The sequence below is a fragment of the Rhizobium sp. ZK1 genome (genome assembly GCF_047782645.1).
Lineage (GTDB): Bacteria > Pseudomonadota > Alphaproteobacteria > Rhizobiales > Rhizobiaceae > Rhizobium.
This window is the reverse complement of sequence record NZ_CP180588.1, coordinates 106336-131931: the sequence shown is the minus strand read 5'-3', so window position 1 is coordinate 131931 and position 25596 is coordinate 106336. Positions and strand designations below refer to the sequence as shown.

The window sequence follows — 25596 nt, the reverse complement described above, 5'->3', positions numbered from 1 at the left end:
ACGAGCGGTTCATCCTTGTTTTATTAGCGTGTTCACAGATGAGGTGATGCCGCTGACACCTTTAGAAATTAGAGAAACTGTAGTGACGCCACTGTAGAGATCCCGTAGATTAGAGATTGTCGACCCGAAATCGGGTCCCGTCGATCTTGCCGGCGTCCCACCTTCGACAGGGAGCCTCTGTGCCGCCCGGAGTGGAGCGTTTTTTGCAAGGTCTACCTGATGGTCAAGCGCGACAGAACCAACCGTCTGTTCGCGGTACATGGAAGAAAGAGTTTGGAGCACACGGTCGCCGGGCGAGCTTGGCTGTGGAGTTGCGCGCTGGACATCCAACTGCGGAGGAACTGGCGCTGCCGTAGCTGGCGACAATCCGGTATCATTTTTTGTAGAGGCGGCCGCCTGCGCTAGCGCGCGCTCAAACTGAGCCTGCTCTCCCAATGAGGGGGAAGCAACCTTGGGTACAAAGTCAATCAGACTGGCAGAGATTGAGTTAACAGGCAGCATAATGCAACGACTCGATTGTTTGCGTCTCGCGGATTGCGTTTAGCCGGCGATCACCAGCTGTTGCGCCTGTACCTAGAGAGGTGAGCTGACTGTAAGCTGACGAGAGCGCATCATTATCTAAAAACTCAACTTAGCGATTTTTGTACTTGTGAGAGTTTCGGCCGTTCGATTATCAGGACGAGATGTCCACATCGTTCATTCTATCCACGATCCTGCACAACCTGACCAGAGTTCTCTGCGTCGGGATTTTTCTCTCGGCCGGAATACATACAGCCGTCGGCGCCCCTCTGTCGCTCCCCTCTACACCCTATAGGTATACGGTGTTGGACCAGGATCTCGCTGCCGCGCTGCAGCAATTCGGAAACAACCTAAATATCAGGGTCAGTATCAGCGCCGAGGTGAGGGGGCGGATTCGCGGACGTATGCCCGATTTGCCACCGCGGGAGTTCCTCGATCGCTTGAGTAAGCTGTACGATCTACAATGGTACTATGATGGGCTTGTACTCTATGTATCTGCCGCCAAAGAAGCGCGATCTAAGATGTTTGTATTGACCCCGATTCGCTTCGATGCGTTCAAGGCGGCCCTCGATGAGCTCGGCATCTCAGATGAGCGCTTTGTCGTGAAATCCGCGGCGGGAAGTGACCTCGTTTTGGTTTCTGGTCCACCGCGGTTCCTCGCGCTCGTGGAGGAGACGTTCAACGGGCTGCTTGCGGAGGCGCAAGCGCAGCCGCATGTCGCGCCGGCACCGAGTGAGGAACCCTTGCTGTTGTTGTTTCGGGGCTCCTCGACCATGGTCGTGCGAGGTGGACGACCCGAATCGTCTTATTCTTCTGACGTGCCGCAACAGGATGGTGTTGCCGAGAAGCCTCAGCTGAAGCGGAAATGACATCGATGAACATGCCCCGGTGTCTGGAGAAAACGTAACCGACAGCGGTCCTAAGTGAATTCGCATGGATTCGTCAGGTTCTCGAAAGCTGAACCGCTCATGATCCAATTCAGGATCTCCAACAATCCTGGCCATTGAGTGCCAGAATGAACTGAGAGCCCTAAAATGGCGGGGCAACTAAGCACGGCGCGGCGAAAATGCAGCGACCTCTTCAATGCCCGGTTTTGCCAACGTTCGTGAACTAATCTTGCATCTCCCAGGGGATTGCAATCTCGTCCGAGGAGCCACAATGTCAAACAATATCGCCAAGGTTTTTTCGCAGTCGGCACGGGGTTGGTATGGTTCAGTACCCGCGCTCGGTAAGACTCAGCAGAACTTCGATGCGATGCTTTCCATTTGCCGGCCTGAAGGAAGGACCGGTCAGTTCGCGCTCCGGAGCCTCGCATTGCCTTTGGAACGGTTGTGCCAGCATGCGTCGGAATCGCTGTCGCCGACAGCCGGGTCGTCGTTGGAGGAATTGACGCGGCACCCATTGGACCTGCTGCCGCCACATATGAAGGCGGCACTAGAATCAATGGGTCAGCGCCCGGAAACTTCATCGATCGAATCTTCGTCAGTCGCAACGACGCCCGTAAAAAGCGAGAGAATCAAGTGGGACGGCGGGACGCTCACCTCAGTCGAGTTACAGATTGTAGCAGTGCTAAACCGTCATAAGGACCAATGTCCGCTCAAGTGGGAATCGCTGGGAGACAAAGCGAATGATCCCTCAACGCCGCCGGATCTGAAAGCGGCTATCGAGGGATTGCAGGAGGATCCAGAGCTCTTTTATGCTATCGGCTCGCAGGGTGATGGCCGCTGCGGCGGCAGATTTACGGCTCAAGACTTGTCAGCATTCTGTGACCACCATTCACAAATTACTGAATTTCTGGAGAATCAGGCGCAAAGCTATACGCAGAATTACATTCCATCCGACAGCATTGGGAATCCCGATCCATCGGCCATGACACGGAACGATGCGTTACGCGAGCTTTACCGGTACTCCGAAAACCTGCCCAAAAACCTCAGTGTCGCTGAGTTTAAGCGGATCGTCGAAGGCGAAGCGAAAACGGGCAAATGTCCGCCTCAGGTCATTGCGGCGGCTCAGTACTTCGTCGAGCGCCCGGACGAATGGAAGCAGTTATACGGTGGTGCGATAGACCAGGTGCACAAAGAGGATTTTCTGCAGGTTGCTTCATCGGCAATGAGTCTCACGCAAACCGAGCTGGACACAATTGAATCGATAAAAGGCAATCAGGACGCCTTCTTTGGAAGTGGTGATCTCACTCGTGACAAGCTCGCGAGCATGGCAGAGGATAACCGCTGTGATCCGAAAGTACAGAAAGCAGCCTCGCAACTACTCTCAGATCCTCTATTATTTGGTCTGCTAAACAATACGATTACGGGGTATAAGACCCATAATTCGTTCTTCGACTTCGGCGGCGGACACACGGTGGACTCCGGTGACATCAGCAAAAAGGACTTTGCACATTTTTGCGACAGCATGTCGTCAGCGAACCGCACCGTTCAGCAGTGGAAGGCTCATGCTCCCCAAACCGCTGCACAACAGGACGCCGTCTCAGATATGATGATGGGTCGGACGGACCAGCCTAATGCCAAAACGCCCAAAAAAAACGGAGGAGCCTTTGTCCACGCAGTCGGCGATGTGCTCAAGGTGGTCTCGCCGGTGCTCGATTGGGCTGCGACGGCGGTGGGTTTGTTGAGCTTCGTTCCTGTCTTAGGCCAAGTGGCCGACGCGGCTTCAATGGCTCTTGCGTGCGAAGCGCAAGCGGCAAATCTTCTCCGTACAGCCATTACCGGAGGCAATATGAAGCAGGCGCTGCAACAAGCTGGCATCAGTATTGGAGCGCAGGCGCTCAGCCTGGTCGCAGGCCCCGAGGTCAAGCTGGCAATTCGCAATGGGCTCGTAAAGAAGGCACTGGAAGAGGCGGCCACGGCCGGGATCAATCTGCCGATTACGATGGCGCAAACCTACGCAGAAGATTATCTAAACAACCTGCAAGAACGGCTTGCCGCCTGAGTTGTGCAAGCCGCGGCCGTTGCCAGCCAGGGGGGCCGGGCTGACATTGCGGGCGTGTTAGGTGGCCAATGCCGGTCACCGCGCGAGAGTACCTCCGGGCCATGTTCACCGTATACGACCTTAACGAGACGCTTGAAAGGCCCGCAGACGGGCGCGAAGCTTGTAGGCTCCGTGGGCTGATGGCCTTCTCATCGGGCTCGCCCAGGAACTCGGTAAGCGACAAGGAGACCCCGTCTATCAGCATCGGGGTTGGGTACGGTATGGCGGAGAGACGATTTCACAGACTGCGAGCATCTATGTCTGCGCCTATAGCTAGTCCTAGGGCGTAAACTCATAAAATTGCTTGGTGTTTACCGGCTGTCGTGATTCAAGGCTTCCGAAAGAGGGAGCCTCTATGACGCGTCGCCGCTACGAACTCACCGACCACGAATGGTCGATCCTGTCGCCACTGTTGCCCAACAAGGCCGGCGGCGTTCCCCGCGTCGATGATCGGCGGGTGCTAAATGGCATTCTCTGGCCGTTCCGGACGGGCTCGCCCTGGGCGGAAATCCCAGAGCGCTACGGTCCGTCGACCACCTGCTACAACCGCTTCGTCGGCAGCGCAACCTCGTTGAGCGGTTCTTCAACAGGATCAAACAGTTCCGAGGCATTGCAACCCGATACGACAAGCGCCCCGAAAACTACCTCGCTGCCGTAAAGCTCGTCGCCACGAGAATCTGGTGCCAAAGTTTATGAGTCGACGGCCTAGATGCCGTAATGGGCCGGCGTCTCATGAGTAGCCAGTTGGGTGGCTGTCCCTCAGAATGATGATGTTTGGAAACGAGGTCCGAGCGATCGGCCTCAAGCATCATGAGAGGAACAGCCATGGAATATTATGCAGGAATCGACGTCTCGCTGAAAGAGAGCAGCGTGTGCGTGGTCGACGCGACGGGCAAGTTGGTTCGCGAGGTCAAGGTAGGCAGCGAGCCTGAATGCCTGGTCGGGTATTTTGATCAACTGGACTTTCCGGTAGAGCGCATCGGCCTTGAAGCGGGGCCGTTGTCCCAATGGCTACACGCGGCTCTCGTTGCTGCGGGTCATGAGGTGGTTTTGCTGGAAACGCGGCATGTGAAGGCGGCGCTTTCGGCGATGACGGTGAAGACCGACCGCAAGGATGCACGGGGGATCGCGCAACTGCTCCGCATGGGGTGGTATCGTCCGGTCCACGCCAAATCGTCGCCGGCCCAGGACACTCGGGCTCTCCTGGTTGGCCGCAAGCTTCTGCAATCCAAGCTGCTCGACGTCGAGCTCAGCATCCGGGGTATCCTGCGTGGCTATGGATTAAAGGTCGGCGAAGTCAGCCGAGGGCGTTTCGAGGCGCGCATCCGCGAACTGATTGCAGGGCATGCGATATTGTCGATGGTGATTGACGCGATGCTGACGGCGCGAGCAGCGCTGTGGAGCGAATTTACGAAGCTGCACCGCGAGATGCTCAGGATCGCCCGCGCCGACAGAGTTTGCCAACGGCTGATGAGTGCGCCGGGTGTCGGTGCCTTGGTTGCGCTGACCTACCGCTCCGCGGTCGATGATCCAGCCCGGTTCGAAAAGTCCAGCACAGTGGGTGCCTACTTCGGGCTGACGCCGAAGAAATATCAATCCGGCGAAACTGATCGCGATGGCGGTGTCAGCAAGGTCGGCGACGCGATGGTGCGAACCGCATTGTTCGAGTCTGCGCACATAATGCTGACGCGGGCGACGCGCTTTTCCAGTCTAAAGCGCTGGGCGCTCGATGTGGCCAGGCGTCGCGGGATGAAGCGCGCGAAGGTTGCCCTCGCACGCAAACTGGGTGTCGTACTTCACCGCATGTGGATGGATGCGACGGACTTTCGCTGGAGCGCAAACCCTATGGCGGCATGAAGAGAGCTACGTGATTGACGCGGGCAAGTGCAAGGCTTGCGTCTGATGAGGTCCCGTCGCTGGGACGCAGGCTTGGCAAGGTCGTGTGTAGTGCTGTGACCGCTTCGGCGAAGCACGCTTTCTAGATTGACCTGTCGGCTTGTTGATCTGATGGCATAGTGTGGCGGTCTTCGTGCTGACCACGGACAGAAGCATGGCCTCAGCGACGAGATAATCATTCAGAGGGACTTGACGAACAAAGGCCCATTACAGAAGCACTACTTTGGCAGATTAACCGGCCATTTACGATGATGGGCCATCTTGGGCACTTTCACAGGGGTGTGCGAGATGTCGGAACTGGATGTTGCGCTGGCAGATTGGCTGAAGCCGTTCGTCGAGAAGCTTGGTCACAAGAAGCGGCGGCAGATGTGCCCGGTCTATATTTCGGGCCTCATCGGACCTGGCGATCGCAAGAGTATCGAGCCGATGGCGGAACGTCTGGCACCTGATCGCTACGACCGCCTGCATCATTTCATCTCGGATGGGATTTGGGATGCCGGTCCTCTTGAGGCGGAACTGGCGGTGCAGGCCGACAAGATTGTCGGGGCTTCAGATGCTTTTCTGGTGATCGACGACACAGGTCTACTGAACCGCGCCGGGTTTGCCGGAGGCTGTTTGGTTTAAGTTATGCAGCCATGGCTGGTTCGTCCAGCATGGCGTAATACTGCTCCTCGGCTTCGGCGGGGGGAATGTTGCCGATGGGCTCCAGAAGCCGTCGATGGTTGAACCAGTCGACCCATTCCAGAGTGGCGAATTCAACCGCTTCGAAGCTGCGCCACGGTCCTCGCCGATGGATGACCTCGGCCTTGTAGAGGCCGTTGATCGTTTCGGCGAGGGCGTTGTCGTAAGAGTCGCCGACGCTTCCGACGGAAGGCTCGATGCCTGCCTCCGCCAATCGCTCCGAATACTTAATCGACACGTATTGAACGCCCCTGTCCGAGTGGTGAATCAGGCCGCCACCATGAACGGGACGCCGCTCATGAAGCGCCTGTTCCAAAGCATCGAGGACGAACCCGGCATGCGCCGTCCGGCTCACCCGCCAGCCGACAATCCGGCGCGCGAAGGCGTCGATGACGAAGGCCACGTAGACGAAGCCTTGCCAGGTGGCCACATAGGTGAAATCCGAAACCCAGAGCCTGTTCGGCGCAGGAGCCTTGAACTGGCGGTTCACCCGATCGAGCGGGCTCGGAGCCGTCTTGTCCGGGATCGTCGTGCGGATCGGCTTGCCCCGGATGATACCCTGAAGTCCCATCGATCGCATGAGCCGGGCGACGGTGCAGCGGGCTATATCGAAGCCCTCCCGCTTCAATTGCCGCCAGACCTTGCGCACGCCGTAGACGCGGAAGTTCGCCTCGAACACACGGCGTATCTCGATCTTCAAGGCAATGTCGCTGCGGGCGCGGACCGATAACCGGTCCACGTCCAGGCGTTTGGCAACGTTCTCGTAGTAGGTTGATGGGGCAATCGGCAGCAGCCTGCAGATCGGCTCGACCCCGAATACGGAGCGGTGTTCGTCGATAAAGGAGATCATCGCTTCAATGGGCGGTCGAGCTCCGCCATCGCGAAATAAGCGGACGCTTTGCGCAGTATCTCATTGGCCTGCCGAAGCTCGCGGTTCTCCCGCTCCAGAGCCTTCATCTTCTCGGCGACTTCGCTTGGGAGTCCAGGCCGGGAACCATCGTCCACTTCCGCCTTCTTCACCCATTCATTGAGCGTCTGCGCCATGCAGCCGATCTTGGCGGCGATCGAGGAAACCGCCGCCCATCGCGAGGAATATTCCCCTTGGTGATCCAAAACCATCCGCACTGTGCGGATTCCGACGTGAAGCCGGCCGCCAATCCGACCAAAGACCGGCCACCATTCCGATTTGAAGCCGGCCACCATTCCAATCAAAATCCGGCCAGTTTTCGACACTGAAGATACCCCCTGGGTCAGCAACTTTGGCATCAATCACCTCGCGATGAACGAGGACATTTTGATGCCGGCAAAGAGAAGGCTGACCATGAGACAATTAAGACAAATGCTTCGGCTTGCCGGAAGCGGGACGAGCTCCCGCGAGATCGCCGTCGTATTGGGAATAGCCCGCAGTACGGTGCAGGATAATCTTCAGCGCGCAGCAGCAGTTGGGTTGAGCTGGCCCCTACCGGGGGAACTGACCGATGACGCGCTCGAGAACAAGCTCTTTGCGCGCAATGGCGTCAAACAGGGCACGAGACGACGCGTCGAACCCAACTGGGCCGAGCTTGCCGTCGAGCTCAAGAAGCCCGGCGTCACCCTGCTTATCCTCTGGGAGGAGTATCGTGGGTCGCATCCAGAGGGTTACGGCTACAGTCGCTTTTGTGAGCTCTTCCGTGGCTTTGAGCAACGGCTTTCGCCGACGATGCGCCAGGAGCATGCGGCCGGCGACAAGGTCTTCGTCGACTATTCCGGCAAGAAGATTCCGATCGTTGATCGCAAGACCGGCGAGATCCGCGAAGCGGAGATATTCGTGGCGGTGCTGGGCGCGTCTAGCTTCACCTATGCGGAGGCGACCTGGACGCAAACACTGCCGGACTGGATCGGCTCACATGTCCGGATGTTCCGCTTCTTTGACGGCGTTCCCCGGCTGATCGTTCCCGACAATCTGAAGTCAGGCGTCAGTCGCGCCAGTTTCTATGATCCCGAGATCAACCGCAGCTACGGCATGATGGCTTCTCACTATGGCGTCGGCGTTCTTCCAGCACGGCCACGAAAGCCCAGGGACAAATCTAAAGTTGAGAACGGGGTCCGTTTTGCCCAATCGTGCATCTTAGGGCGTCTGCGCAATCACACGTTCTTCTCGCTTGCTGAGGCTAATGCTGCCATTGGCCAGGCACTCGATCGCATCAATGATCATGTCATGCGCCGGCTCGGCGTCAGTCGCCGGCAGCTGTTTGAGAGTGTCGAGCGCGCCGCGCTCGCCAATCTTCCCGGTGAAGACTACGAATTCGCCGAATGGCGTTTGGTCCGCGTGTCGACCGATTATCACGTCGAGTTCAAGACCTTCCTCTATTCCGTACCGCATGGCCTCATTCGCCAGCAGGTTGATTTGAGAGCGACGGCACGCACCATCGAGATCTTCCACCGCGGCAAGCGCGTCGCCGTTCATCAGCGGCGGTATGGCGGCACTCGGCATGGAACCGACCCGGATCATATGCCCAGTTCCCATCGGCGATATGCCGAGTGGACACCCGATCGCTTTCGGCGCTGGGCTGCATCCATTGGGCCGCAGACCGAAGGTTTGATCACTGCTGTTCTTGCCAGTCGTCCGCATCCTGAACAGGGCTTTCGAACATGCCTGGGCATTCTGCGCCTGTTTCGCGATATCACGCGAGATCGGGCCGAGGCGGTGTCAGCTCGCGCTGTCGAGATCGGCGGTCTGAACTGCAAGAGCATCGCCTCGCTCCTGGCCAACCACAGGGCCGCGCGCCATTCCACCGAACCGACGGCCATCGTTGATCACGCAAATCTGCGTGGCCCCGACTACTTTCATTGAGGAGACAAACCAATGCTGAGCAATCCCACCATCGACATGCTGCGCGAACTCGGCCTTTACGGCATGGCAACAGCCTTCCAGGAGCTTGACGCACAATCCGAAGCCCGCGGTCTTGAGCATGGAGAATGGCTTTCCATACTGCTCGAACGGGAGGCCACCATGCGCCGACAGAAGCGCTTCGAAGCCCGTGCCAGGGCCGCCAAACTACGCCATGATGCACAGATCGAGAATGCCGACTTTCGGGCCGCTCGCGGCCTCGATCGCAACCTGTTCATGGCGCTTGCCGGCTGCGACTGGATCAGAAAGCATCACAGTCTCCTCGTCACTGGGCCAGCCGGCATCGGCAAAAGCTGGCTTGCCTGCGCGCTTGGTCACAAAGCATGCCGCGAAGACTTCTCCGTCGCCTATCACCGGGTTCCTCGGCTGTTCGCCACGCTCGCACTTGCAAGAGGCGACGGGCGATACGGCAGGATCCTCAAATCCTTGGCCAAGACCGACCTGCTGATCCTTGATGACTGGGGACCGGAAAAACTCAACGATGATCAGCGGCGCGATCTCCTCGAGATCATCGAAGACCGCTACGAGCGGCGCTCGACGATCATCACCAGTCAGGTGCCCCTGGATCGCTGGTACGAAATCATCGCAAACCCAACGCTTGCCGATGCCATCCTGGATCGCCTCGTTCACAACGCCTATCGCATCGATCTCACCGGCGAAAGCATGCGAAAACAGCGCTCGCCAGTCGCACCCGAAAACACCAAAGCTTGACCTGAAACGAAACCAGATCCAAACATCAGACAGACCCAGGATCAGTCCGAGAAATGGCCGCCTTCAAATCGGAACGCCGGCCGGAATGAAATCGGAATGACTGGCCGGCTTCAAATCGGAATCGATGGCCGGCTTCGTCGGAATACGCAGTTTTCACCGGAACAGGGCGTCGCGGCGACTGGAGCGACGAGGAGAAGGACCGCATTGTCGCCGAGAGTTATAGCGGCGAGATGTCGGTCAGTGCTGTTGCGCGTCGGCATGGATTGCCGCCCGGCCAATTGTTTACCTGGCGCCCAGGTGCGAAGTCAGGCGAAGCAAGAAGCACCGCCTATGTTTGTGCCAGCGGTAATTGATCGTCCGGCAGAGCTACCCCCAACGCTGAGAAAGACGGCGAGAAGCTCTCGTCCAATAGCGGCAATCGAGCTGGAAGTCGGTGGCGCGATCGTCAGGATCGCATCGGGTACGGACCGCGCAACCATTCGCATCCACGTTTTTGTCGGGACACTAAGTTATTCGCGGCGTTCGCACACCCGCGTATCGCTACGCGAGCGTCAGACGGATTGGTTCGAGGGGATGGAAGGCGCCTTCTTACGGTTCGGCGGAGTAACGGCAGAAGTGCTGATCGATAATGCGAAGGCGCTCGTCGAGCACCATGATCGTGTGACACGGGAGGTAAGATTCAACCCGCGTCTGCATGCTTTCGCACGGTACTGGGGGTTCATGCCGCGGGCCTGCGCACCCTATCGGGCACGTACGAAAGGCAAGGACGAGCGGGGTGTCGGCTTCGTCAAGAAGAACGCCATTGCCGGCCGCCGCTTTGAAAGCTGGGCTGCATTCGAGGCACATCTGGATCGGTGGACGCGTGAGGTTGCTGATCAGCGTGAACACGGGATCACCGGCATAAAACCGGCTGATCGTTTTGCTGAAGAGGCGAAGGCGTTAAGCCCATTGGCCGGCCGGGCACCATTTGGACAGTTGCGCGATTTGGTCCGCAAGGTTCAGTCGGATTGTGCCGTTGACCTCGATACAAACAGCTATTCGGTCCCTTGGCGCCTGATCGGTGAGAGTGTCCAGGTGGTGGTCTTGGCTGGCCGTGTCATTATACGGCATGCCGGCTAAGTGGTCGCCGACCATGCCGTTTGCGAGGGACGACGACAACGGATTGTGGACCGAGCGCATTTTGTCGGCGTTGCCGGCGCCGAGGGTCTCGTGCGAGCCGCTGCACCGATCGAGCGTTCGCCCCCCAGCCTCTTGCGTCCGCTTGCGGAATACGAGGCAGTTGTTGGAGGGGGCTGGTGATGGCGAATGTTGATCATGACCTGTTGATCGCGACGCTCGATCGGTTGAAGCTTACGGCGATCCGCGACCAGCTCGACACTCTGCTGAACGAAGCAGCTCGTTCAAAGATGAACCTGCGCGAGGCGCTGGCTTTCCTTGTATCGCGCGAGATTGCCCGGCGCGACGAGCGACGAATATCGATGTCGAGCAAACTGGCGCAATTCCCGTTCGTTCGGGAATTGGATGGCTTCGACTTTGAGGCGCAGCCATCACTGGATCAGGGCCAGATCCGGGAGCTCGCGACCTGCCGCTGGATTGCCCATGGCGACACGGTGCTATTCCTTGGGCCGCCGGGCACAGGCAAGACCCACTTGGCCGTGAGCCTTGGCCGGGAAGCCATCCGTCAAAACTACAACGTCCAATTTGTCACGCCGGCGACGCTGGTGGCAATGCTGGCGAAGGCCCATAGCGACGGCTCACTCGATAAGCAGTTGACCATCCTGTCGCGACCGAAGCTGCTGATTATTGACGAGCTGGGTTACCTGCCCTTCGAGGCCAACGCCGCCCATCTGTTCTTCCAACTGGTGTCCCGCCGTTACGAAAAGGGCTCGATCCTGATCACCTCGAGCCGTTCTGTAGGGGAATGGGGAAGCGTATTTGGCGACCCTGTCGTGGCAACGGCGATATTGGACCGTCTGCTTCACCACTCGACCGTGATCACTATCCGCGGCGACAGCTATCGACTGCGCTTGAAACCAATGAAACTGCAAATCAATGAGGGGGTCAGTTCTTCAATTCTTCGCTTCGCTTGACAGAAACTCGATCACAGATCCAGCAACAGCGGGCAACGTGGGATCAAAACACCGGTTACGGTCAACCTTGGCGAAGTCGTCTCGATCATCGGACCCTCTGGTTAAGGCAAGACAACGCTCATCCGCTCCCTCAACGGTTTTGAGACGCTCGAACACGGAGTCGCCTATCTCGAAGAAAAGCCGTTTCTTGCCGGGACGCGGGAGAAGCTTACAAAGACCATCCGGCATGACAGCAGCGACGCCGGTGCTGAATCGAATATTGGCTCTCGAAAGAATTGCTCGGCGTTCAGTTCGGTCATGCAGGGCCGGCGCTCTGATAATCGAGACTCAGGAATGTCCTCCGCTCAATGGCCGCCCTCGCCGTATCCGTCCGAGCGAGACCGCCTTTGAATATTGGATAAAACTGTTCAGACCCTGTCCTTATTCCCAGGCATAAGGACAGTTGGGCAGATGGAGATTTTTGAAGGGGACAGCGGGTCTCGGATGAGCCGTCTTGAGGTGATCAACACCGGACGGCGGCGTCGATTTACTGAGGATGAGAAGCTGCGGATTGTCGCAGAAAGCTTTGCGGGGAGAGGCCGGGCGTCGGCCACGGCCCGTCAGTACGGCATCAGCCGCTCGCTGTTAAACCGTTGGCGCAATCGGTTCGCCAGGGTTTGCACAGCCAGAAACAAACCGATGGTTTTGTGCCGGCGTTCGTCATGCCGGAAACTTTTGTGCCGGTGAAGCAGGTCACTCCACCTGCTGCGATGGAGCATCCGGTAGCGCCTCCTTCCGGCCGCATGGAGATTGTCGCGGCGAACGGCCGTCGTGTGGTCGTGGACGGCAGCGTCGACGTTGAGGCGCTGCTGCGGATCATGCGGGGTCTGGAGACGTTGCGGTGATCACGCTTCCTTCCGGTCAAAATGTGCGGGTGTGGATTGCAACGGGCCATACCGACATGCGGTGTGGGTTTCCATCGCTTGCGTTGCGGGTGCAGGAGGTGCTGAAACTGAACCCTCTGGACGGCAATCTTTTTGTATTCCGCGGTCGTAGCGGATCGCTGATAAAAGTGATCTGGAGTGACGGCCAGGGGAGCTGCCTTTTTACAAAAAAGTTGGACCGCGGCCGGTTCGTCTGGCCGTCTGCGGAAGGCGGCGCGATCGCGATATCACCCGCGCAGCTGAGTTATCTTCTGTCCGGGATCGACTGGAGGCACCCTCAAGAAACCTGGCGGCCGACGAAGGTCGGCTAGCATTATTCAATTGAAAATACAGGGGAAATCTGATCGAATGGCTTCATGATCTCAAAGCCTGTCGATCTTCCTGTGGATGTTGTTGGCGCTTACCTGGCGCTGCTTGGCGAGCATGAAGCCTTGCAGGCTAAACACGCTATCGCAGTTGCGGAAGCGGCCAATGCGCAGGCGATGCTCTCTGACAACGAGGCGCTGATCGTTGCTCTGGAATTGAAGATCGAGAAGCTCAGGCGCGAGTTGCGAGGCCAGCGCTCTGAACGCACGGCGCGCCTGCTCGACCAGTTGGAACTGCAGCTCGAGGAACTCGTGACGGCGGCGACGGAGGACGAGGTCGCGGCACAGGCAGCAAGCGCCAGAACCTCGAGCGTACGTTCGTTCACGCGCAAACGACCGGTGCGCAAGCCATGGCCGGACGATATCGAGCGCGAACGTATCGTCATCGAGCCGCCGACGACTTGCGCCTGCTGTGGTGGTTCACGCTTGTCGAAGCTGGGCGAGGACGTCACCGAGACGCTGGAAGAGATTCCGCGCCGGTTCAAGGTGATCGAGACGGTGCGGGAAAAGTTCACGTGCCGTGACTGTGAGGCGATCAGTCAGACGCCGGCACCGTTCCATGCCACGCCGCGCGGCTTCATCGGTCCTCATCTGTTGGCGACGATCCTGTTCGACAAGTTCGGCATGCACAGCCCGCTCAACCGGCAGAGTGCCCGGTTCAAATGCGAGGGGATCGATCTTTCGACCTCGACGCTGGCCGACCAGGTCGGGTACGCAACAGCCGCTCTCATGCCTGTCTTCGATCTGATCGAGGCGCATGTCTTTGCGGCCGAGCGTCTTCACGGTGATGACACCACCATTCCCATTCAGGCCAGGGACAAATGCACGACCGGACGCATATGGACTTACGTATGCGATGACCGGCCATTCGGGGGAACAGCGCCGCCAGCCGCAATCTATTATGCGTCGAGTGACCGGCGCGGCGAACATCCGCAGAAGCACCTGGCCAGATACGGCGGCATTCTACAGAGCGATTGCTACAATGGCTTCGAGCCGATCGCTGTTGCCGCAACGAAAGAGGTGCCGATCACCTTCGCCTTTTGCCATGCGCATGCGCGGCGTAAATTCTTTGAGCTGGCCGATATCCAGAAGAATGCGCGGGATCGCAAACGCAAGGGCAAGCCGATCTCGCCGATCGCGCTTGAGGCCGTCAAGCGCTACGACGAATTGTTCGGGATCGAGCGGCAGATCAACGGATTGAGTGCCGAAGAACGACTGGCTGCGCGGCAGGAGAGAAGCAAGCCGCTGTTCGATGACATGCACGAGTGGTTGACGAAGGAACGCGCCACGCTCAGCAGATCGTCCGAGGTCATCGAGCCGATCGATTACATGCTCAAGCGCTGGGAGGGCTTTGCCCTCTTCCTCGAAGACGGTAGAGTTTGTCTCACGAACAACGCAGCCGAGCGGGCGCTGAGAAGTGTCGCATTGGGAAGACGGAACTGGACCTTCGCCGGTTCCCAGCGTGGGGCCGATCGTGCCGCTGTCATGCTGACCGTCATCACCACCTGCCGCCTCAACGATGTCGACCCAAAGGCGTGGCTTGCCGATGTCCTGGCTCGCATCGCCGACCATCCTGTGACGCGCCTGCACGAACTGCTGCCCTGGGAGTGGAAACGTGCATCGCCGGCAACCGTAATGCTGGCGGCCTGACGATGGTGGCTTCTGCCGTCCGCCTGAAGGTCACCCTCGATCATGTCGAGCCGATAGTGATGCGGCGCGTTGTCGTACCGTTCACCATCAGGCTCAGTCGGCTGCACGAGGTATTGCAGGCGGCGATGGGCTGGACCAACAGCCACCTTTACGAATTCCGCATGCGTGACGTCGGCTTTGGTTTGCCAGACGAGGAATGGGGGGATGGTCCGATCGATGCCCGCAGGGTCTCGCTGCTGTCGGCAGTCCAGGACACCGGTGCGAAATCGTTCAAATACCTTTACGACTTTGGCGACGGTTGGGAACACAGCATCAAGATCGAGCGCACCTTTCCTGCAGTCGGCACGGAAGGACCGATGCTCCTCGAAGCAACGGGACACTGCCCGCCTGAAGACGTTGGTGGTCCATGGGGTTATCAGGAGTTCCGCGAGGCGCTTGCAGACCCGGCGCACGAGCGACATGCCGAAATCCTAGAATGGTGGGGCAGCAGCGATTACAATCCCAACAGCGCCAACTTCTCGCAGCTCAACAAAGCCGTCGATGACCTCGCCGCAAAATGGGTCCGAAAAGCGCGACGCAAAACCTGAACACCGGGCTGTGGGTGAAAGCCGAAACTGGATTTTACCGTGTAAACAACCGGCGGAATAGTTCTTCCGAACGCCGTAGACCTTCGTCCGTCAGGACCAGCGACTTCGACTTGTTCAACGGATCACACAGGACCGCGTCATCGATTTTGTCCTCGTCGATCTCCATTCTGCTATGCTACCACGCGCGAGACCCCAAGTCCCGCGGCCCACCTCGGATGGATACCCCTCGCCAGCGGTTGCCCCGACGCCACACTTCAGAGATCGCTCCGTTATCCGTTAGTTGAATGGTGACATGCAAAAACACAATTTCCCAGTGCCCAGTATCAATGTCAGTGTCCTCGCACAAGCGCCAGATCTTTGTTCTCGTAACAGAAGGAGAGCCTTATGTCTTCCAATCGGATAGATGGTACAGGGTCCTTGCCCTCCCCGCTGGGGTATGTCGACACACAGGATGATAAACTATTCAGGCACGCTGTGAATGAAACCAAATCACCGACTGACGCGCTTCTATCGAATGCTCCGATTTGGAGATCGAGCGCTCCATATGCAGGCTTTTCACACGGTCGCTATGCTTGGAACAACGACATATATGGTAAGAGCGCTGGACCTCAGACGCTTTCAGTCCATGCAGACAACCAGTGGAGCGTGTGGTCGAACCAGCCTAACACTGATGGCATCAAGAGCTACCCCCATCAGGCTGTCGATATTGGGAAGCCGCTCAGTTCAATCAACAGTCTGACGTCAAGCTTCAATCAGAAAGTTCCTGCTGGTGGCGCCTGGAACACCGCCTACGACATCTGGGACAGCTCACAACAGAATGAGATAATGCTCTGGACAAACTATACCGGACATCCGGACGGCAGCGGCAATGTCAAGCCCATCTCAAAACATTATGACGCTTCCGGGGCGGCGGTTCCGATCTACCACAATGTCAATGTAGGCGGAGCGAGTTGGAACGTGTTCGAAGGCTATAATGGTCACAAGGTCATCTCACTGCTGCTCACTTCCAAGACCGATACCGGGACGGTGGACATAAAGAGTATCCTAGATTGGCTCAAGTCGAAGGGCCACTTTGGCGACGTAGACGTCGACAGCGTTCAATACGGCGTCGAGATTACATCGTCCCCAGGCGGGATGAAATTCAACTTCAAGAATTGCTCCGTGAGCTCGACGTGACATACGGCCGCAGAGCCAGCTACTCATTATTTCTGAAGGGAGTCCGAAGTCGAGTTCGCAAGGCCCCACCCGGGAAAGGAGGTGCCCACGACACTCTCTCTATCACGGGACGAGTTGGTGAAGCAGGGCGGTCACGCTGAGAGGAGAAGAAATGGCGATTGACGCCACGGTTATGCTGATTGGCTTGTCATCAAGCAGGATGATGTGACGGTTGCCGAACACCAGCGCAACTTCGGCCGCGGCGAGACTGTCTATAATCCCTGGCACTATGTTGCCGTTCTCGCTCGCAAACCCGGTGCCTTGCGCACGGCGTTCCATTCCGGGAATGGGTTTTGCCAACTGCGAGGGAGAAGGTCCGCAAACGGTTGAAGAGCGCCGATGACGGTTATCGACAGATGGTCGCCATACTCGGATGTGTGCCTGCTGATGGTCTCGCCGCCGTTGAGGCCGCCTGCCAGGAAGCGCTCGATCACGGCGTCTGCTCTGCCTCGGTGATCTGCAGGGGTTGCGGCGCGAAGCCGCAATCCGCCTCCCGCCGCAACCCCTGCAGATCACCGATGCGCTTCCGCTTGCCGTGGAAAGCTTCGGCTTGGATCGATGAATATGAACCCGGCGGCAGGCGGCGAGTTCTCACCGGCAACTCAAGCGCTGGCACGAGATCGGAGCAGCAGAAGCGAACAGCCGTGATCGGCTTGTACTCTCGAGGTGAGAGTGCCCGTTCGGTGGCTCAGAAGGTAGGTGTGAGCCGGCAGACGTTGTACGACTGGAAGAACCAGCAACTTGGTCGTGAGGTCCCTGCATCCATGACACGCCGTCGCAAACTACCACCGACTGCCAGCCGAGGCGAACTCGAGCGTGAACTCGAGGCACTGCGCAGTGATGTGAAGCGCCTTCAACTTGAACATGACTTGCTTACGAAGGCTAACGAACTCATTAAAAAAGATCTGGGCATCGATCTGCGGCTCCTGGGAAATCGGGAAAAGACACTGCTGGTTGATGCCCTGCGACCGACATATGCATTACCGGAACTCCTCACTCAGCTTGAGTTCGCCCGCAGCTCCTGTCTTTATCATCGGTCTCTGCTTTCTCTCGAGGACCGATACGCAGATCTTCGCCACACCATTGCGGTGCTCTTCGAAACCAACCGTAACTGCTACGGCTACAGACGCATTCATGTTGCACTGGCCAGAGGCGCAGAACAGGTCTCCGAAAAGGTAGTACGCCGCTTGATGAAGCAGGAGCAGCTCATCGTGACCACTGCCAGGCGGCGGCGGTATACGTGTTACCAAGGCGAACTAGATCCTGTGCCGGAAAATTTGCTCAATCGTGATTTCCACGCTGAAAGCCAAACGAGAAATGGCTTACCGATATCACCGAGTTCCAAACTGCCAGCGGGTAAAGTATACCGTATCCATCCGAGGAGGGCCGCGGGACTTGAAGTCTCGCGCGTGATATTATGGCAGAATGGAGATCGACGAGGACAAAATCGATGACGCGGTCCTGGCCCTGTTATGGCTGACGCTCCACAACGAACGTTGCGCCTGGAAGGGATTTGACTGGGCGACGACGGACCGGTTGCATGAGAAGGGACTGATCTGTGATCCGGTCAACAAGTCGAAGTCGCTGGTCCTGACGGACGAAGGTCTACGGCCTTCGGAAGAACTGTTCCGCCGGTTGTTTACACGATAAAATCCAGTTTCGGCCTTCCCCTACAGCCCGGCGTTCAGGTTTTGCGGCGCGCTTTTCGGACCCATTTTGCGGCGAGGTCATCGACGGCTTTGTTGAGCTGCGAGAAGTTGGCGCTGTTGGGATTGTAATCGCTGCTGCCCCACCATTCGAGGATTTCGGCATGTCGCTCGTGCGCCGGATCCGCAAGCGCCTCGCGGAACTCCTGATAACCCCATGGACCACCCACGTCTTCAGGCGGGCAGTGTCCCGTTGCTTCGAGGAGCATCGGTCCTTCCGTGCCGACTGCAGGAAAGGTGCGCTCGATCTTGATGCTGTGTTCCCAACCGTCGCCAAAGTCGTAAAGGTACTTGAACGATTTCGCACCGGTGTCCTGGACTGCCGACAGCAGCGAGACCCTGCGGGCATCGATCGGACCATCCCCCCATTCCTCGTCTGGCAAACCAAAGCCGACGTCACGCATGCGGAATTCGTAAAGGTGGCTGTTGGTCCAGCCCATCGCCGCCTGCAATACCTCGTGCAGCCGACTGAGCCTGATGGTGAACGGCACGACAACGCGCCGCATCACTATCGGCTCGACACGATCGAGGGTGACCTTCAGGCGGACGACGGAAGCCACCATCGTCAGGCCGCCAGCATGACGGTTGCCGCCGATGCACGGTTCCATTCCCAAGGCAGCAGTTCGCACAGGCGCGTGACAGGATGGTCGGCGATGCGAGCCAGGACATCGGCAAGCCACGCCTTTGGGTCGACATCGTTGAGGCGGCAGGTGGTGATGACGGTCAGCATGACGGCGGCACGGTCGGCCCCACGCTGGGAACCGGCGAAGGTCCAGTTTTTCCTTCTTAACGCCACACCGCGCAACGCTCTTTCCGCTGCATTGTTCGTAAGACAAACCCTTCCGTCTTCGAGGAGAGAGCAAAGCCCTCCCAGCGCTTGAGCATGTAATCGATCGGCTCGATGACCTCGGACGATCTGCTGAGCGTGGCGCGTTCCTTCGTCAACCACTCGCGCATGTCATCGAACAGCGGCTTGCTTCTCTCCTGCCGCGCAGCCAGTCGTTCTTCGGCACTCAATCCGTTGATCTGCCGCTCGATCCCGAACAATTCGTCGTAGCGCTTGACGGCCTCAAGCGCGATCGGCGAGATCGGCTTGCCCTTGCGTTTGCGATCCCGCGCATTCTTCTGGATATCGGCCAGCTCAAAGAATTTACGCCGCGCATGCGCATGGCAAAAGGCGAAGGTGATCGGCACCTCTTTCGTTGCGGCAACAGCGATCGGCTCGAAGCCATTGTAGCAATCGCTCTGTAGAATGCCGCCGTATCTGGCCAGGTGCTTCTGCGGATGTTCGCCGCGCCGGTCACTCGACGCATAATAGATTGCGGCTGGCGGCGCTGTTCCCCCAAACGGCCGGTCATCGCATACGTAAGTCCATATGCGTCCGGTCGTGCATTTGTCTCTGGCCTGAGCCCATGTGTCAGTTGATTGCCGCGCCTCCCGTGGATGAAGCCATCGGTTTGCTGATTGCTGAGCAAATGACGCCGGCGGCCGTCGAACCTGCAATTGGAGCCCGAAAAGAGATCCAAGCCGTAAGCGGTGTGCCAGTCACACTGGGGATTTTATTTCCAAGAGTCTGGTTTGCTGTCATGCAGTTTTATGAGGCGCTCGCACCCACCAAGTTGTTCGGATGCCTCCTTGGCCCAACTCTTCGCCTGCTGTTCGGAAAGGGCTAGGGTTTTATCACCACCTGATGCCATCAGCTTTAAGGTCGCGCTTTCCAGCTTATCGATTGAAACTGCAACATCTTGATAAATTTCTGTTTTGGAACCGCAGCCTTGCCTATTCAGATATCCTAAAAACTTTTGCCCCATAGAGACGGGCTTGGCACCGCAATACTTTTCCGCGAGTGCATGCATCATAATCGCGTAGCTAATGCCCATGAAACGGGTCTCAGTCTTTTCGCCAGGCGCAAAGCTGGTTCTACAAAAACGTGGGGGTTCTGCATGAGCTTCTGTTAGCGCAAAAAAAGACAAAACTATCATACCGAAAAAGCGAAGCATGTGGTGTCCTCAATCAACTACGTTAAATGACTGACCGATTTATCCACGACGAGCAATGCGTAATCTCAGTCTAAGCAATTGATTACTTCAGATTCCACGGCAGTAGCTCACCGATCCGGCTCTGCTTGTGGCCGCTGACGATGGCGGTAAGTGTGCTGGTCAGATAGGCCATCGGATCGACGGCATTGAGTTTGCAGGTCTCGATGAGCGAGGCGATCATCGCCCAGTTCTCTGCTCCAGCGTCATGCCCAGCAAAGAGTGCGTTCTTCCGATTGAGGGCGATGGGCCGGATGGTTCGCTCGACGCTGTTGTTGTCGATCTCGATGCGGCCGTCGGTCAGGAAGAGCTTCAGGCCGTCCCAATATTTGGCGATGTAGGCCAGAGCCTCGCCGAGAGGGGACTTGGTCGCTACACGGGCACGGTGATGGATGAGCCAGGTCTGCATGTCGGCGATCAGCGGCGCTGACCGCTCCTGCCGTCCGGCAAGGCGAGCCTCCGGATCAAGGCCACGCAATTCGGCTTCGATCCGATACAGTTCACCGATCCGTTTGACGCCGTCCTCGGCAATGGGTGCTGTAGCCTTGCGGGTGATATCCACCAGCTTGCGGCGAGCGTGTGCCCAGCAATAGGCAAGCCGAATGTCGGGACCGACCCTGTCCGGTGCGATCAGCCTGTTGTATCCGGCATAGCCATCGACCTGCAGAACGCCGGAGAAGCCCTGCAATATTCGTTCGGCATGAACACCCCCGCGACCGGGAGCGTAGGTGAAGGCGACGCCCGGCGGAGCACCGCCGCCCCAAGGGCGATCATCCCGCGCCAGCGCCCAGAAGTATCCGGTCTTGGTCTTGCGCGAGCCGGGATCGAGAACCGGGGCACGGGTCTCGTCCATGAAGAGCTTGGTCGAGCGCTTCAGGTCGGTGGTCAATGCATCGAAGACGGGGCGCAATTCGAACGCTGCTCGCCCGACCCAGTCGGCAAGTGTGGAGCGATCAAGATCAACGCCCTGGCGGCTCATGATCTGAGCCTGCCGATAGAGCGGAAGGTGATCGGCATATTTGGTGACCACCACATGGGCGACGGTCGCTTCCGTCGGCATTCCTGCCTGGATCAGCCGCGCTGGAGCCGGGGCCTGAACGACGCCGTCGGTGCAGGCACGGCATGCATATTTGGGGCGGCGGGTGACAATGACGCGGAACTGCGCCGGGACTACATCCAGCCGCTCGGAGACATCCTCGCCGATGCAATGCAGGCAACCGCCGCAGGCACAGACTAGGCTTTCCGGTTCGATTACCTCTTCCACACGGGGAAGATGTTGAGGAAGGGAGCCGCGATTGGTCGCTCGTGATCTTGAGACCTTGTTGCCTTGAACGACGTCGGCTTCTTCCTCGGCATGGATCGCTGCCATCGCCGTTTCCAGGTCTTCCAGTGCCAGATCGAACTGCTCGGAATCGGTCTTCTCGGACTTGCGCCCGAAAGCTGCCTGTTTGAAGGCCGCGACCAGCCTCTCAAGCCGTTCGATCCGCTCGTCCTTACGAGCAATCTGCGCGTCCTTGCCTGCCTCGCGTGCCTGCGCCGCGATCAGCATCGCCTTCAGGGCGGCAACATCATCGGGAAGATCGGCGGCATCAAGCATGCCCAGAAGTTACCAAATCCCGGCCCGTTTTGCCTTCGGAATCTTTCGCGCTGAGTCATCGTGCCGCAGCTATTCGACAGTCTCCGGCGTTCTCGTCTTGACGGCATGAACCCGCCGCCAATCGAGGCCCGCAAACAGGGCTTCGAACTGGGCGTGGGTCAGCGTCATCAATCCATCCCGTATGCTGGGCCAGGTGAAGGTGTGCTCTTCCAGCCGCTTGTACCTCACAAGAGAATGCAGCCGCGACCAGCGCAGATGAGCAGCTAGTGCGGGTCACACATCCGTTTCATCCACTACTTGGACAGCAGTTGCCGTGTGTCGGCAGGCGCTGCAATTCGCATGGGGAGCGTCTTTTACTGCAGACAGAGGATGCCACCGTTTGGTCCGTTCCCCCGCAATGGACTGACCTTGTGAGCCCAGATCCTGAAGTTGTCATGGGCAACGGACGGTCGCTCTTGCGGGTCGCCGACTTAATGGAATTGGCCGCCCTGGTAGAGCGCCTTTCCAGAACACGATGATGTGCGGATGTGTAAAGATAAATATGCCGCATCTGTAAAGCGGATTATGCCGCATATGTCTTATTTTTGTGGAATTATTCCCGCAATTACAGGACTGAATGATGCTAAACCATGAGGACCACCTTGACGAGGCAGAAAAATACGTCATAATTAACATTACGATTACGTCGCTTCATGTCCTCGGAGCCATCGATGTCTGCGAAGTACGACAGCAAGCGCACAAAGACGGATGCCCTCATCGAAGAGGGTACGTTCAATCCCACCCCCGAGAAGGTGCGCGATCCAAAGTTTCGGGGCAGCGAGTTCTTCGATCCGCACGACGCCGTGCAGGTCAAATACGAGATGCTGCGTCGCGTCTCCATCGACAAGGTGTCGGTGACGGAGGCCTCCGACGAGTACGGTGTTTCCAGGCCGACCTACTACCAGGCCAAGGTGAACTTCGATATGGCCGGCATTGCCGGACTGGTGCCGACGAAGCCGGGGCCCCGCGGTCCCCACAAGATCGACGACAAGGTCGTGGCATTTCTGCAGGCGCAGCTCGCTCCAGGAGAACCCGTTCGCGCCCGGGAACTTGCCAAGCTGCTTCGCCAGGAACTCGACATCGAGCTTCATCCCAGATCGATCGAGCGGGTTCTAAAAAAAAGCGGCAGGTAAACATTGCCGCGACGGCGGCATGCCCGATCCTACCGTCGACCATCGCCTCCCAGTACGAGGTCTTGCGCAAGGCTGCTCTCGGCGCAGCGCTGCCGCTTATGGCCCGTAGCGGCCTGATGCTCTTTTTGCGCCGGGGCATGTGGGGATGGGCTCAGACGCTGACCGCAACAGCAAGCACCCCGCGAGAGCAGAATTACCCATCGTCAATTGCTTGGCCGCTGCACCGCGGACACAGCGCCGTCGTCCACGTCCTTGCGACAATCGCCATGAGCATCAACGATCGGAGATCACGATGAATGTACATCTCAAAGTCCAGCCTCATCACCTCGAACGCAGCGCCTACCTCTACATCCGCCAATCTTCGATGCGGCAAGTCATCGACAATACCGAGAGCGCCATGCGGCAATATGCGCTTCGCGGGCGCGCTATCGCCCTTGGTTGGCGCGAGGAGCAGATTATCGTCATCGATAACGATCAGGGTGAATCCGGCGCATCGGCGGTCTGGCGCGAGGGATTTCAGCGGCTGGTCAGCGATGTCGGCATGGGGCATGCCGGGATCGTCATGGGCCTGGAGGTCTCCCGTCTGGCCCGCAACAATGCCGACTGGCAGCGTCTGCTGGAGATCTGCGCCCTTGCCGACACCCTGATCCTCGATGAGGACGGCGTCTACGATCCGGCAAGCTTCAACGACCGCCTCTTGCTCGGCCTCAAGGGAACAATGAGTGAGGCCGAACTGCATGTGATCAAGGCCCGGCTGCGCGGCGGCATCCTCAACAAGGCGCGGCGCGGCGAGTTCCGCTGCCCCCTGCCAACCGGGCTGGTCTATGACCATTCCGGCAATGTGGCACTTGAACCAGACATGCAAGTCAGAGAGACGATCGTCCATTTCTTCGAGACGTTCTCTCGCGTCGGATCCGCCTCCCAGACCGTCAAGGCCTTTCGTCAGGAAGGCATTCTCTTTCCCTCACGCCTGCACGACAGCCAGACGGTATTCCGGCCACTGACGACTTCGACGGCGATGCGTGTGCTGCACAATCCACGTTACGCCGGAGCCTATGCCTATGGCCGCCGCCGCTATCGACGCACCATTGATGGCAAGAGGATTGTGCGTGAACAAGATAATGATGATTGGACGGCATGTATTCCAGATGCCCATCCCGGCTACATCAGTTGGGAGCAGCATCAGGAGAACCTGAGGATTCTGAAGTCGAACATCTGCCATAAATGGAACGCGGGGGTCGCATCACCTCCGCGCGAAGGTCCGGCACTGCTGCAGGGGCGGGCCGTGTGTGGGCAATGCGGCAGGCATTTTCGCATGCGCTACGCTGCCCGACGCGGCCGGCAGGAAGCCTGGTACGTTTGTGATCGCGCCCGTAGCGATCGCGGTGAACCCCTGTGCCAGGCGATCGCTGCACCTCCTGTCGACGAAGCCATCGGTATGCTGATCGCCGAGCAGATGACGCCGGCAGCCATCGAACTGGCGATTGAAGTCCGCAAAGAGATCGAAGCGCGACATGAAGAGGCGGATCGGCTGCGCTGTCGCGCGATCGAGCGCGCGCAAACTGAAGCCGATCTCGCCCAGCGCCGTTTCATGCTCGTCGATCCCAATAACCGCCTCGTCGCCGACACGCTCGAAGGCGAATGGAACGAGAAGCTCCGCATCCTGGCCAATGCCCGCGAAGAGCGCGAGCGCGCCCGGGAGCACGAATTCATCCTCGATAAGGCCGTCCACGAGCGGTTGGTCGCAATGACGGCGGACTTCAAAAAACTCTGGACCAATCCAGAGACCCCGAACCGCGAACGAAAGCGCCTGCTTGCCCACATCATCGAGGACGTCACCCTCCTCAAACTACCGAAAAGAGGCACAACCAAGGCTCATATTCGCTTCAAGGGCGGTAAAACCGAGACACTCGTCACCATGAGCCCAAAATCTCCCAGCCAGCAGATCAAGACGAACCCCGATATCATCGCACTGATCGATAACCTCCTCGACAATCATATTTTTTCCGAGATCGCAGAGATTCTCAACGATCAGGGATATCGTCCGGGCTCGGTGACGCGCCGTGACCAGCGCAATGCACGCTTCACAACCAAACGCGTCACCTATCTCGTTCGCGAATATAGGCTGAGATCACGCTATGACCGGCTCCGGGATCGCGGGATGTTGACAAAAAAGGAGGCGGCTGAACACCTCAATATCCATGAACATACACTCGCCAGATGGGCTGAACACGGCCTCGTCACCAGCCACGCCTACAACGGGCACTACTACCTGTACGAGCTTCCGAAGACGGATTTACCGCAAAAGCAATGCAGTCGATGGAACCAGCTCATCGATCGCGTCGCCGCCCGTAAGCAAAATGCCGGACACGCCAAAACCTTCAACTGAATGCGAAAGAGAGATGCAGTATGAATGCAGATCGTTGTAGGCCATCACCAAGCCGCTGCCATCCCAGTAGATCAGCTTCAGCCGGTCTGCTTTCCGTGACCGGAATACGAAGACCGTCCCTGTAAAAGGGTCCCTGTGCAACTCGTTTTTGACCAGCGCCGCTAGGCCATCGTGGCCCTTGCGG

The 25596-nt window shown here is 58.2% G+C and carries 23 protein-coding genes, 7 pseudogenes and 1 other annotated feature; of the genes and pseudogenes, 21 read left to right on the top strand and 9 right to left on the bottom strand.

The genetic code is table 11. From position 1 onward, the window contains the following. Nucleotides 1-9: 9 nt before the first annotated feature. The gene (locus tag ACK9YZ_RS33745) at nucleotides 10-501 is read right to left on the bottom strand and encodes a nodulation protein NolB (protein WP_416068718.1); all 492 of its coding nucleotides are present in this window, start codon (nucleotides 499-501) and stop codon (nucleotides 10-12) included. 182 nt (nucleotides 502-683) lie between these two features. On the opposite strand from ACK9YZ_RS33745, the gene ACK9YZ_RS33740 reads away from it, so the two are divergent. The 5 genes and pseudogenes from ACK9YZ_RS33740 to ACK9YZ_RS33720 form a co-directional block, all read left to right on the top strand. Further along, nucleotides 684-1388, top strand: a complete 705-nt coding sequence (locus ACK9YZ_RS33740) for a nodulation protein NolW (protein WP_416068717.1) — start codon at nucleotides 684-686, stop codon at nucleotides 1386-1388. A gap of 289 nt (nucleotides 1389-1677) precedes the next feature. After that, nucleotides 1678-3465 carry an HrpF/NolX family T3SS translocon protein gene (locus ACK9YZ_RS33735; RefSeq protein ID WP_416068716.1) on the top strand — a complete coding sequence of 596 codons (1788 nt, stop codon included), beginning with the start codon at nucleotides 1678-1680 and terminating at the stop codon, nucleotides 3463-3465. A 394-nt stretch (nucleotides 3466-3859) separates the two neighbouring features. Beyond that, nucleotides 3860-4200: pseudogene (locus ACK9YZ_RS33730) on the top strand (transposase). Nucleotides 4201-4329: 129 nt separating this feature from the next. Continuing rightward, on the top strand, nucleotides 4330-5361 hold the full coding sequence (locus ACK9YZ_RS33725) for an IS110 family transposase (RefSeq protein ID WP_099086550.1): 1032 nt from the start codon (nucleotides 4330-4332) through the stop codon (nucleotides 5359-5361). Nucleotides 5362-5688: 327 nt separating this feature from the next. Beyond that, nucleotides 5689-5985: pseudogene (locus ACK9YZ_RS33720) on the top strand (transposase); the annotation flags it as partial. A gap of 40 nt (nucleotides 5986-6025) precedes the next feature. Here ACK9YZ_RS33720 and ACK9YZ_RS33715 read toward each other — a convergent pair. Further along, a protein-coding gene (locus ACK9YZ_RS33715) for an IS3 family transposase (RefSeq protein WP_416068715.1) occupies nucleotides 6026-7200 on the bottom strand; the annotation gives its coding sequence in 2 pieces (ribosomal slippage) (nucleotides 6026-6960 and nucleotides 6960-7200; 1176 coding nt in all). Beyond that, nucleotides 6857-6973, bottom strand: a sequence feature (AL1L pseudoknot). (Overlaps the previous gene by 117 nt.) A 202-nt stretch (nucleotides 7201-7402) precedes the next feature. On the opposite strand from ACK9YZ_RS33715, the gene istA (ACK9YZ_RS33710) reads away from it, so the two are divergent. The 9 genes and pseudogenes from istA (ACK9YZ_RS33710) to ACK9YZ_RS33670 all read left to right on the top strand — a co-directional run bounded on the left by istA (ACK9YZ_RS33710) (nucleotide 7403) and on the right by ACK9YZ_RS33670 (nucleotide 15297). Beyond that, nucleotides 7403-8914 (top strand): IS21 family transposase, encoded by a 1512-nt coding sequence (gene istA / locus ACK9YZ_RS33710; protein WP_416068575.1) that lies wholly within the window; start codon nucleotides 7403-7405, stop codon nucleotides 8912-8914. Between the two features lie 12 nt (nucleotides 8915-8926). Further along, nucleotides 8927-9682, top strand: coding sequence for an IS21-like element helper ATPase IstB (gene istB, locus ACK9YZ_RS33705; RefSeq protein ID WP_416068714.1), 756 nt, complete (start codon nucleotides 8927-8929; stop codon nucleotides 9680-9682). Between the two features lie 203 nt (nucleotides 9683-9885). After that, entirely contained in the window at nucleotides 9886-10035 is a 150-nt protein-coding gene (locus tag ACK9YZ_RS33700; RefSeq protein WP_416068774.1) for a transposase, read from the top strand. Between the two features lie 10 nt (nucleotides 10036-10045). After that, nucleotides 10046-10981 (top strand): annotated as a pseudogene (istA, locus tag ACK9YZ_RS33695) (IS21 family transposase); the annotation flags it as partial. Then, nucleotides 10981-11772 (top strand): IS21-like element ISSme2 family helper ATPase IstB, encoded by a 792-nt coding sequence (gene istB / locus ACK9YZ_RS33690; protein ID WP_416068713.1) that lies wholly within the window; start codon nucleotides 10981-10983, stop codon nucleotides 11770-11772. The pseudogene istA (ACK9YZ_RS33695) and the gene istB (ACK9YZ_RS33690), both read left to right, overlap by 1 nt. A gap of 450 nt (nucleotides 11773-12222) precedes the next feature. Then, a pseudogene (tnpA, locus tag ACK9YZ_RS33685) lies at nucleotides 12223-12656 on the top strand (IS66-like element accessory protein TnpA). A gap of 56 nt (nucleotides 12657-12712) precedes the next feature. Next, nucleotides 12713-13006, top strand: coding sequence for an IS66 family insertion sequence element accessory protein TnpB (tnpB, locus tag ACK9YZ_RS33680; protein WP_112982801.1), 294 nt, complete (start codon nucleotides 12713-12715; stop codon nucleotides 13004-13006). Between the two features lie 45 nt (nucleotides 13007-13051). Next, complete coding sequence (tnpC, locus tag ACK9YZ_RS33675) at nucleotides 13052-14710, top strand: IS66 family transposase (protein ID WP_416068531.1); 1659 nt, start codon at nucleotides 13052-13054, stop codon at nucleotides 14708-14710. Between the two features lie 2 nt (nucleotides 14711-14712). Next, nucleotides 14713-15297, top strand: coding sequence for a plasmid pRiA4b ORF-3 family protein (locus ACK9YZ_RS33670; RefSeq protein WP_416068532.1), 585 nt, complete (start codon nucleotides 14713-14715; stop codon nucleotides 15295-15297). Between the two features lie 34 nt (nucleotides 15298-15331). Here ACK9YZ_RS33670 and ACK9YZ_RS33665 read toward each other — a convergent pair whose 3' ends face one another. After that, entirely contained in the window at nucleotides 15332-15463 is a 132-nt protein-coding gene (locus ACK9YZ_RS33665) for a DUF6429 family protein (RefSeq protein WP_416068533.1), read from the bottom strand. Between the two features lie 218 nt (nucleotides 15464-15681). On the opposite strand from ACK9YZ_RS33665, the gene ACK9YZ_RS33660 reads away from it, so the two are divergent. The 4 genes and pseudogenes from ACK9YZ_RS33660 (at nucleotide 15682) to ACK9YZ_RS33645 (ending at nucleotide 18162) form a co-directional block, all read left to right on the top strand. Beyond that, the gene (locus ACK9YZ_RS33660; RefSeq protein WP_416068712.1) at nucleotides 15682-16473 is read left to right on the top strand and encodes a GH12 family glycosyl hydrolase domain-containing protein; all 792 of its coding nucleotides are present in this window, start codon (nucleotides 15682-15684) and stop codon (nucleotides 16471-16473) included. A 165-nt stretch (nucleotides 16474-16638) separates the two neighbouring features. Continuing rightward, nucleotides 16639-17022 (top strand): annotated as a pseudogene (locus tag ACK9YZ_RS33655) (IS21 family transposase); the annotation flags it as partial. Nucleotides 17023-17051: 29 nt separating this feature from the next. Further along, nucleotides 17052-17879: pseudogene (locus ACK9YZ_RS33650) on the top strand (IS3 family transposase); the annotation flags it as partial. Nucleotides 17880-17937: 58 nt separating this feature from the next. Beyond that, complete coding sequence (locus tag ACK9YZ_RS33645; protein WP_416068711.1) at nucleotides 17938-18162, top strand: DUF6429 family protein; 225 nt, start codon at nucleotides 17938-17940, stop codon at nucleotides 18160-18162. A 34-nt stretch (nucleotides 18163-18196) separates the two neighbouring features. Here ACK9YZ_RS33645 and ACK9YZ_RS33640 read toward each other — a convergent pair whose 3' ends face one another. The 5 genes and pseudogenes from ACK9YZ_RS33640 to tnpB (ACK9YZ_RS33620) all read right to left on the bottom strand — a co-directional run bounded on the left by ACK9YZ_RS33640 (nucleotide 18197) and on the right by tnpB (ACK9YZ_RS33620) (nucleotide 22079). After that, nucleotides 18197-18781, bottom strand: coding sequence for a plasmid pRiA4b ORF-3 family protein (locus ACK9YZ_RS33640; protein ID WP_416068710.1), 585 nt, complete (start codon nucleotides 18779-18781; stop codon nucleotides 18197-18199). Between the two features lie 2 nt (nucleotides 18782-18783). After that, nucleotides 18784-19625: pseudogene (tnpC, locus tag ACK9YZ_RS33635) on the bottom strand (IS66 family transposase); the annotation flags it as partial. A 152-nt stretch (nucleotides 19626-19777) separates the two neighbouring features. Further along, a complete protein-coding gene (locus tag ACK9YZ_RS33630; RefSeq protein WP_416068709.1) occupies nucleotides 19778-20218 on the bottom strand; it encodes a hypothetical protein in 441 nt (146 codons plus the stop codon). Between the two features lie 82 nt (nucleotides 20219-20300). Further along, a complete protein-coding gene (tnpC, locus tag ACK9YZ_RS33625) occupies nucleotides 20301-21851 on the bottom strand; it encodes an IS66 family transposase (RefSeq protein ID WP_416068708.1) in 1551 nt (516 codons plus the stop codon). Nucleotides 21852-21920: 69 nt separating this feature from the next. Further along, nucleotides 21921-22079, bottom strand: coding sequence for an IS66 family insertion sequence element accessory protein TnpB (gene tnpB, locus ACK9YZ_RS33620; RefSeq protein ID WP_416068707.1), 159 nt, complete (start codon nucleotides 22077-22079; stop codon nucleotides 21921-21923). Between the two features lie 38 nt (nucleotides 22080-22117). Here tnpB (ACK9YZ_RS33620) and ACK9YZ_RS33615 point away from each other — a divergent pair, with 38 nt between their 5' ends. From ACK9YZ_RS33615 to ACK9YZ_RS33605, 3 genes are all read left to right on the top strand, one after another. After that, a complete protein-coding gene (locus ACK9YZ_RS33615; RefSeq protein ID WP_416065938.1) occupies nucleotides 22118-22369 on the top strand; it encodes a DUF5372 family protein in 252 nt (83 codons plus the stop codon). Between the two features lie 192 nt (nucleotides 22370-22561). After that, nucleotides 22562-23023: a helix-turn-helix domain-containing protein gene (locus ACK9YZ_RS33610; protein WP_062369699.1), complete on the top strand. Its 462-nt coding sequence runs from the start codon at nucleotides 22562-22564 to the stop codon at nucleotides 23021-23023. A gap of 292 nt (nucleotides 23024-23315) precedes the next feature. After that, nucleotides 23316-25412 (top strand): recombinase family protein, encoded by a 2097-nt coding sequence (locus tag ACK9YZ_RS33605; protein ID WP_416065937.1) that lies wholly within the window; start codon nucleotides 23316-23318, stop codon nucleotides 25410-25412. Here the strand turns inward: ACK9YZ_RS33605 and tnpB (ACK9YZ_RS33600) are convergent. Beyond that, complete coding sequence (gene tnpB, locus ACK9YZ_RS33600; protein WP_416068706.1) at nucleotides 25320-25553, bottom strand: IS66 family insertion sequence element accessory protein TnpB; 234 nt, start codon at nucleotides 25551-25553, stop codon at nucleotides 25320-25322. The two genes, ACK9YZ_RS33605 and tnpB (ACK9YZ_RS33600), sit on opposite strands and share 93 nt — an antisense overlap. Between the last annotated feature and the right edge of the window lie 43 nt (nucleotides 25554-25596).